The following is a 9,081-nucleotide window of genomic DNA, read 5'->3' as shown; positions in this document are numbered from 1 at the left end:
TTCATCCGCACGGTTCGGGCCGAGGTCACCGACCGCATGCTGATCTTCGGCGAACGGCACCTGCGCACCGTTCTGGTTGAGTACGCCGCCCACGACAACGGACGACGCCCCCAGCGCGGCCGCGACCTTCAACCACCACGGCCCGACCACCCCGTCGCGGACCTGACCCAGGAACAGACCAAACGCAAGCCCGTCCTCGGCGGCCTGATCAACGAATACGAACGAGCCGCCTAAAACCCCAGGTCAACACCGGTGGACGAGTTCTGACACCCCACAGGCGCACACTTCGGCGGTCGGTGCGCCTATCCCGATGCGGCCGATTGGCTGTCGGCCACCCGGGAACCCGCGCGAGGTGGTTCCCGCGTTCACTGTGCTTCGTTTGTCGGAGTAGGAGCCCGGCTGTGTCCCAGCAGCCTCGCCATGGGTACGCCGCAGACCTTCCCCATGGCCTCCAGGTTGGCTTTGGTAAACCTCACTGGAGTTCCCTCCACAACGGTAAGCAGAGGGACGCACTGCGCCCGGCCCATATCCACCAGGTTGGAGTCGGTGCCAAGGTTGAAGGACGTAAACGCCGGTTCCTCGCGTACTCCTCTCCGTCTCGCTCGCCGGACCCGCACCATCTGGCGGTGCTGACACGTCCCGGCTTTGTCAGGGCTGCTCCCACCCTCCCCGGCACCACCCGGATCAGGCTGCCCTCAGCTACCCCGACCTGCTGCGACAGGCCGAAGGCGAAGGTCTTCCACCTCCACTCGAAACACAGCGCCTCACGGCGCAAACCGGAATCTTGGCAGAGCCGGAAAGTTGACAGTCCCGGTCAATGCGCGTGGACATCGCGGAGCACCTTCCGGATGGCGGCGATCTCGGTCGCCAGTTCGGCGTCGAATGGGTAAGCGTCGTCGCGTTCCAGCATGACGCCTGGCAGCGGAGCGCGCTCGGCGAGGGCCACGAGGATATCGAAGATCTCCTCGCTGACTGGGTGGGCGTGGGTGTCGTACCAGATTCCCTGGCTGAGGATCCCGCCGGCGACGTGGACGTAGCCGACTTGGTCCAGGGGAAGGTCGTCGAGGGTCACAATCGGGTCTTGGCCGAAGTTGACGTGCGCCGTATAGAGGTTGGCGACGTCGATCAAGAGCAGGACACCTGTTCGCTCGACAAGCTCGGTGAGGAACTGGGCCTCGGTGAGCTGGTCTTCTGGCCAACTCACCAGGGCGGCGATGTTCTCCACGGCGAGCGGGACGGGAAGGGCCGCCTGCGCGATCTTGATGTTCTCGGTGAGAACGTCGAGCGCCGCGTACGTACGCGGTACCGGCAGCAGCTGTCGGGCTTCCAGGCCGCCCGCCCGACAGAACGCTACGTGCTCGCTCACCAGCGGCGAGCCGAAACGCTCGGCGAGCCGGGCAAGCCGGGTCAGTCGCTCGTCGTCCAGCGGCTCAGTGCCGCCCAGAGAGAGGGAAATGCCGTGCGGGATAACCGGCAGCCCACACTGGTGCAGCGCCGCGAGAGAAACTGGGATGTCTTCCGGGACCACGTTCTCCGCGACGACCTCGACCCACTCGACGTCCGGCAGTCGCGACACCACCAAGGCGATCTGCGACCGCCAGCCGATCCCCACACCGAGCCTGCGGGGCGTGACGGCGTCGTCTTGGCCGTCTGGCAGGCCGTCCATCGCCTTATCGTCCGCCTCATCCTGCGCCGTCACATCGACCTAGAATCCCGGGCGACACGCCTTCGGTAGGCGGCCGCCGCGTAACCCGCCAGAGTCTGTTCGAAATCGCGGCAGTTGCACGAGGGCGGACGCGTGCTACCACAGCGCGCGAAGGAGTCGTACGGAGAGCCAGCGCCGCAATACAGGGCATACTTGCAGGTCGTTACCCGGCAGCGCTGCGTCCCCTCATCGATCCATGCGCGGGAGCGGTCCTGCGCCGACGTCTCACGCAGGTAGCTGCCATAAGCGAACTCGGTCTCTCCCGCAAGGAACACGCATGGATACATGTCGCCTCGCGGGTCGAGGACGATGGTCCGAGTTCCATAACAACAATGCCCAAGGTGTGGGAATGGCCGTCGCCCGGCGATCATCGCGGCTATCTTATCGTATATCGGGGGATAGCCGCAAAACGCGGTCGCCAACTCGGTGCTGCTCCCAAGACGCGCCGCCAGGACAGCCTCGCTGACGAGTGACTTGGACAGCGCTGTGACTCCCTTCTCACGGTGGGCTTTGGTGTCAAACATCGGCGCCAGGTACACGCCGAAAAGAGGGTTGGCGAGCAGGCCACTCGCATCCAAGTTGTCTCGCAGCACGCCGAGCTGCTCCAGAACCTTCTCATTGACATTGACTCGCATGCGGACACGGGCTCCACGGTCGAGCGCCAGGTGAATATGTTCCATGATGGTATTGAATGTCCGGGCGCCTCTTGGCCCGATGCGGAGCTGGTCATGCGTGCTTGCGGGTCCGTCGACGGTCACGTGGAGTGCCTCGATTCCCTGTGGACCAAGCAGATGTTCGTATTGATTAAGATTCCAGGCATGAGTCGCTGCCATCAGCCGGATACCGCGCTGCCGTGCCGAGCCGCACAGGAATTCGATGATGGCCTGGTTGTCAGGGCTGAGCGGCTCACCGCCATAGAGCGTCACGCTGCGCCAGCTCTCGCCAGCGAATATTGTCTCCACGTGCCGGAGCGCCGCCAGCGCGACGACCTCGGACATAGTGACAGAAGGCGTAGTTCGGCGCACCTTATGCTGGAAGCAGTAGACGCACTTGAGATTGCAGTCGTAACTGGGCATCAGATATACGCGAGGCGGAGAATCCCGCGCGACTTGGCCGCGGCGAAGCAGCTCTCGCGTGAAGGCCCGTTGCTCTTCCTCCGTCGACCTGATGGTCGCGATCGAGAGCTCAATCAGCGACTGCAGCAGGTCCAGGGAGAGGTCGGCCAGGTCACCGTCCGCGACTTGCCTGGCCAGCGCTCCGGGCAACTCGGCAGCGGTGCCATAACAGGTATTCAAGGCGAGCACAGTGCCCGTGCCACTCACGGGCACGAAGATCGTGAAGTCACTTAGCCTCAGTTCGATCATTGTCCGAGCTCCAGCGCTAGTGGCGCGTAATGTTGACATCTTTTGTCACTCTAAGTCATCTATGCTGGTCACGACTTTATCGATCATGTAACCCTAGAAGGGTAATTCTATTACGCGACACTAGGCCGTATTGGCGCTTTCTGGAACCAGGATGCGGTACCCGCACACGAATTATGGTGCTGCGATTTCCTGCCACAATCGAAACATAGAGTCAGATCCGTGGTTTCATGCTGGGCATGATCGACACAGGGTCTGATCCGGGCTGGTAGCATGCTAGTATGCCCCTCAGCCATCATGGGTACGTGGCGGCCCTGGTTGGGCGATCGATGCGGCAACGTCAGTGGACCGGTGCAGCGTGGTCCCGTAGACTGTGTACCCACAGTGCAGAGATCTCCTCGCTGTCGATCAGTAGTCTTAGTGTGGCTCGGTCGGAGTCGCGCTGTCATCCGGTCGCCGCCGTTGCGAGCAACGATGACTAGGCAAAGTGGCGTTTCCGACGGCACCAAAGTGGCGGAATACGCGTCCCTAGCCCGTGCGGTGCGGCAGCGCGCGGAGTTGGCCGACGCTCTGCGGCGCCGGATCTACGGTACTGATATTGGAGGCGTGGCCGATTCCTTGTGGGCTGAACTAGCCGCAAGCGAGTCCGCGCTGAGAGACGCGCTGGCCGAGCAGGGCCGAATGGCCCGCGAATCGTCCGCCGGACTAATCCTGTCCGCGGGCCCAGCCGCTGCCAGGGACAGCACGCTGGGCCGTGACACGACGGGCCTGCAGGCCGATGTCCAGTTGCGCATGGAGCGCGTTCCCACTAGTGTCGTACACCTCCTTGATCCAAATGGTCAGCCGTTGACGACGACGCAGGTGCGGAACACGTCGACGAGGACGCGCCGGATGCGGGTCACCTGCTCGGTCGAAGGTTATTCCGCGAGCGCGGTCACCACGGTCGAGGTACCTCGGAGAATGACTGCTGCGGTCCATCAGCTCCCGACATTCTTTCCTGACCGGCTACGGCAGGTCACCGAACTCGCGCGGGCAACGCTGCACGTCTGCGTCGACGATCTGGACGGCAACCAGGAAACCCACGCCACGGCCCGGCTCTGGCTGCTGGCACGCAACACTGCCTGCCTACAAGTGACCGATCCGACCACCGGCTCCCAGATTGACTTGACCTGCTACCTGGCGGCTTGGGTGACGCCTCATGCGGAAGCCGTGCTCCATGCCCTGCGGGACGCCGTGGACCACCACCCTCAAAGGATCATCGCAGGATATCAGGGCGATGCCCGGTTCGTCGATTCGCAGATCGAGGCGATGTACGCGGCACTCCAGGCGAGCGAGATCACCTACGTCAACTCAGTGATCTGCTTCGGGCAGACCCATGACGAAGCTATGCAGAAGGTGAGGTTGCCGCGTGAAAGTTTGGCCGAACGATCGGCAAACTGCATCGACGGTACGGTGTTGTTCGCCAGTCTGGCCGAGGCAGCGTCGCTGAACCCCGGGATCGCGCTCGTGCCCGGTCATGCCTTCCTGGCCTGGCAGCCCGAGCCGGGAGGCCAGTGGGATTACCTTGAAACTACCATGATGGCCGATCACACTTTTGACGAGGCGCGAGCTGCGGGGCGGAGGCTGGCATCTATCAACAGGTCTTTGAAAGACAGCACAGGACGGCCGCTGCTTGACATTATCTCGCTGGCCGATGCGCGAGTCGTCCATGGCGTCGTGCCGATGGAATGAGCGGCGCACTGGACGAGAACTTTAGCTTCCGCCGCTGGCCGGACCTAATTCTTGAGATAACGACCAGGCCACGGGGCCGAGATAAGGTCCATTACGGCTTCCGTGCCGTCACGCTCGGCGCGCAGGGTCTAGACCTGGGATTCGTTGAGGTCGCCGGGGCTGAGCGTCTGGTAAAGGAGAGCATGAGTGCCCTGAACACATGGGTGGATCCCGAGCTGACAGAGGAGACCGAATCGGTTAAGACGCACCTAGACGGGCTCGGCCTTGACCTTTTCCGGTCTCTCACCTCGCCGCAGCTGAAGGAGCACTACTGGCGGCACCTGCACGGCCAGCAGGAACTGTCGGTGCTGCTGGCCCTCGATGAACCCGCCAGCTTGATCCCCTGGGAGCTCATCAAGCCGTCCGGGCCCGGACAAGCCGAAGCGCCGTTCTGGTGCGAACAGTTCGCGATCGCCCGGTGGATGCTGCCCTCTCGCATAGCTGAACTGCTGCCAGCTTCACCAGTCGGGTGTGTTCTCGGGGCCGACGATCTGCGGGATATCAGCGCACCGGCCGAGCACGCCCTCGCAATTCCGGAGACACAGCTGGTCGAGACCTGGCAAGACCTGCTGAACCTGCTCGGCGGGCCGGGTCTTGGGCTGTTCCACTGGACTGGGCACGGGATGGCCAACCTGGAAAATTCCAGCCTGAGCGGGTTGCCGATCGGCGGAGAGATTTTCCGGCCGCTGGACCTTGCGAAGCCGGAAAACCGCCGGTTCGCAAGTACAGGCCCTTGGGTGTTCCTCCACGCCTGTTCCAGCGCTCGCGGGCGGCAGGTTTTTCAGTACCTCGGTGGGTGGCCGGGTGAGCTCATCAACGCCGGATGCGGGGCAGTTCTCGGCACCGCCTGGGACGTACGGGCCTCGGCGGGGAAACTTTTCGTCTCGGCCCTCTATCCGGCCCTGCAGCGCGGTCTCCCCATCGGGCAAGCCGTTCGCCGGGCGCGGATCGCCGCCCGCCAGGATGAGGACCCTTCGTGGCTAGCATACCAGCTATACGGGAACCCATTGTCGTGCCTCGATCCCCGCATCAAAGCCTCCATATGGACGCGGGCATCTATTCAGGAGGCTGTCGACGCCGTACTCGGACCGCGCACTCAGAGCCCTGCAAGCTGGCGCCAGTCCTACCTGGAGTGGGTCGTCCAGCACCCCTTGGACGTCGGCAGCCCGGTTATTGCCGTGGAGGCGGCAATCACTGGTCCGTCACCGATGCGACGTTCAGGAGAGCAGAGGGGTCCGGACGGCCCGGACGAGGAGTGGGCAGAGATCCGGCATTTCGGCAACGTGGGCGACGCGCTGCGCGAGTTCGGCGCCATGGTCCTGCTGGGGCCACCGGGATCGGGCAAGACCACAGCGCTACGCGTGCTGCTCCGAGATCTCGCTGAACTGGGTCTGAACAGGCGCTTGCGGCAGGATGATGAGGCATCGCTGCTCCCGGTCCTTATCGGCCTGGAGGACTACACGTCGGCCGACCTGTCACCGCTGGAGTACGTACGCCGCCGATGCCGGCCCGAACTGAGGGCACACCTAGAAAACGAATTGCTCGCCGGACGTCTGTGCTTGCTGTGCGACGGCCTAGACGAGATGCCGCAGGCTGACTACTACCGCAAGGTACGCAGGTGGCGGAATCTTGTGGAGACCTACGAGAGCAGCCATTTCGTCTTCGCCTGCCGCAGCCACAACTACGGCAACGAACTCCATCTTCAGCCGGTCGAGATCTGCGCGTGGAATGACGATCAAATTCTCCGGTTCCTCACCCAGGAACTGGAGGCAGACGCGCCAAGCTGCTGGCAGATCCTCCGCGAGAGCCATCTCGTCGATCTGGCCCGCATTCCGCTGCTGCTTACCTGGATCGTTCAGTTCTACATCTCGACCCGGGGTGCGGCACCGAAGAGCCGCGGAGCGCTTTCGCGTGCTGCCGCAGAACGGCTCCTCGTCCGAGAGAGGGAGAAGGCAACCAGCGATGACGTAAGCCTGGACGTCGTCCGCGCCGTGCTCTCGGAGATCGCTTATTGTGTGCAAGCGGACCAGCAAGGGACCGACCTGCCGGTTGCCGCCGCGCGGGCAATCTGCGCTGATAGATTGTCCTGCTCATTCAGCCCGGTCGGCACCTCAGCGGACACGGTGCTGTCGTTCGTGTGCTCCCTGGGGATGATCACGGAGCGTCAGGGTCGGCTGCGCTTTTCTCAGCGGCAGTTCCAGGAGTACTTCGCCGCCGTCGCGCTGCTCGAGCGGTTCGCCGCGAAAATGGACCTGAGTGATCATTGGCAAAGCCGCAGCGACGACGTGCCGACAACCGCAGACCAGCGACGTGAGCCCTGGCGCACTTCAACCGGCCTGCGCACCACTTCGTGGGAGGAGCCTGCCGTGCTGGCTGCGGGCCTTCTCGATAACCCGAATCCATTGCTCACCTCGATCGACCAGGTTAATCCGCTGCTTGCCGGCCGTTGCGCGGCGGACGTCAGCGCGCTCGTTCAGCCCTCAGTGACCGAGATGATCTCCGGTAAACTGCTGACCGAATCGACCGATCCTGCCGTGCCACTCAGGAAACGGATCGAGTGCGGCCACGTCCTTGGCCGACTGCGAGATCCCCGATTCGTGCGTGCACGCAACGTCTACGGCACCATCCATGCTGTGGCGGAGATGATGCCAGTGCCGGCGGGAATCGTTTACCTGGGTGCAGGTGTCGATGACGACGACGCGTTCGCCGACGAGCGGCCTTGTCTGCCTGTCGAGGTGCCGGCGTTCAGTATCGGCCGTTACCTGGTGACGAACTCGGAGTACCGATGCTTTGTTCAAGCCGGCGGATATTCCGAACCGATGTTCTGGACGCCGCAGGGCTGGTGGTGGCGGGAGATGGCGGACATGGGAGAAGACAGTGTGTCCCGGCTGCTCAGCAACGTGGCATACCACCGTGAGCACATAGATGATCTCGAACGATGGTTCCGGGAGGCATCTGTTTCCGCGGACAGGCAGCAGTTGTGGAGGCGCCTGGTGACGCTAGACGAGGAACAGTGCAAGAAGCTTCTTGCCGACCTCGGGATACTCCGCCCGCGCTCTCATGAGGAACCCGCCTATGCGAAGGAACCTGCATTCGCGGGTCACAATCAGCCGGTCGTGGGCATCAACTGGTACGAGGCGACGGCATACTGCCACTGGCTGTCAGAGGTCACGGGACGCTCGCTTAGCCTGCCCAGCGAACCGCAGTGGGAGCGAGCCGCCAAGGGCGTCCTCCCCCAGGTATATCCCTGGGGGAGCCGCTGGGAGCCGGACCGCTGCAACAGCATCACCGAACGGGTGCTTCGGCCTACTCCCGTCGGGGTCTTCCCTCGCGGAAGAAGCGTCTTCAACTGCGAGGACATGGCGGGTAACGTGTTCGAATGGACATCGAGCGTTTACAGGCCGTACCCATACGACGCGCTGGACGGCCGTGAGAACCTCGAGTCAGCGGGCGTGCGGGTGAACCGCGGTGGAGGATGGGATTCCCCTCCCCGCATCGTCCGAAGCTCGCTGCGCGGTGACATGAGTGCACCCACTGTCTACGACCGCAACCTGGGTTTCCGGCTAGCATCGCGCTTTCCATGAGGGACTGGCCGAACCCGCGGCGGAACATCCACGGCGGCAGAACGAGCGGCTCAGAGTAGGGTGGTACTGATGCCAGACGAGCCCAGAAGATCATTGATGGATTCCCTACGGCGGATACTCGCCCGCGGAAAGCAGGCACCATCGAATCCGCAGGGCAGCGCAGCGGCTGGGCCTTCGAAGCCGGAGACTGCCGCGCCATCTGCGGACCTGCGCTCACTGAGCCTGCAGATCCTGCTGCGCCACGTTCATGTACTCGCGGTCGCCGCTGACGATGTGTCCGAACTGGATGAGGCCCAGGCCGAGGTGGACCGGCGTCTTGTTGATGCGCAGCAGGACGCTGACATCGCGTCGCTTTATGATGCCGCCCGGCGGCTTGAGCGGCGCCGTCTCGTGATAGAAGGCCGGCGGCTCGGGAGATTTCCCTACCCCTGGGAGGAGACTCGCGGCGGGGACTCTGGGTGCGGAGCATGCATGTGTTCGCTTCGGCCGCCCGACGATGAGTCGCAACCGCTGAGTAGATGATTAACGGGCTCTCCGTAGATCACTGGAGTTCGTGTTTGGTCGCTGACGATCGGTGATCTGTACGGGTGACGTAACGTGACCATCCTGGGGTGCGGAAGGACACACCCTGGGGCGCACGGGTCAGGCCGTGAGCCCGGCG

At 63.5% G+C, this 9,081-nt stretch carries 6 protein-coding genes; 4 read left to right on the top strand and 2 right to left on the bottom strand.

Annotation, left to right across the window (positions count from 1 at the left end; genetic code table 11):
* The coding region (locus MJ797_RS24110; protein WP_239341564.1) for a transposase at nt 1–234 on the top strand (234 nt) is incomplete at its 5' end.
* A 580-nt stretch (nt 235–814) separates the two neighbouring features.
* Here MJ797_RS24110 and MJ797_RS24105 read toward each other — a convergent pair.
* A complete protein-coding gene (locus tag MJ797_RS24105) occupies nt 815–1,666 on the bottom strand; it encodes a DUF692 domain-containing protein (RefSeq protein ID WP_239341561.1) in 852 nt (283 codons plus the stop codon).
* Nucleotides 1,667–1,695: 29 nt separating this feature from the next.
* Complete coding sequence (locus MJ797_RS24100) at nt 1,696–3,069, bottom strand: radical SAM protein (RefSeq protein WP_239341559.1); 1,374 nt, start codon at nt 3,067–3,069, stop codon at nt 1,696–1,698.
* Between the two features lie 603 nt (nt 3,070–3,672).
* Here MJ797_RS24100 and MJ797_RS24095 point away from each other — a divergent pair.
* The 3 genes from MJ797_RS24095 to MJ797_RS24085 all read left to right on the top strand — a co-directional run bounded on the left by MJ797_RS24095 (nt 3,673) and on the right by MJ797_RS24085 (nt 8,942).
* On the top strand, nt 3,673–4,797 hold the full coding sequence (locus MJ797_RS24095; protein WP_239341555.1) for a hypothetical protein: 1,125 nt from the start codon (nt 3,673–3,675) through the stop codon (nt 4,795–4,797).
* Nucleotides 4,798–4,979: 182 nt separating this feature from the next.
* Complete coding sequence (locus MJ797_RS24090) at nt 4,980–8,420, top strand: SUMF1/EgtB/PvdO family nonheme iron enzyme (RefSeq protein WP_239341553.1); 3,441 nt, start codon at nt 4,980–4,982, stop codon at nt 8,418–8,420.
* Between the two features lie 69 nt (nt 8,421–8,489).
* A complete protein-coding gene (locus MJ797_RS24085) occupies nt 8,490–8,942 on the top strand; it encodes a hypothetical protein (RefSeq protein WP_239341551.1) in 453 nt (150 codons plus the stop codon).
* Nucleotides 8,943–9,081: the final 139 nt, after the last annotated feature.

This window comes from Protofrankia sp. CiP3 (genome assembly GCF_917627345.1).
GTDB lineage: Bacteria > Actinomycetota > Actinomycetes > Frankiales > Frankiaceae > Protofrankia.
Note: the sequence above shows the minus strand (reverse complement) of the source record. Positions and strands in the feature narration are given on the sequence as shown.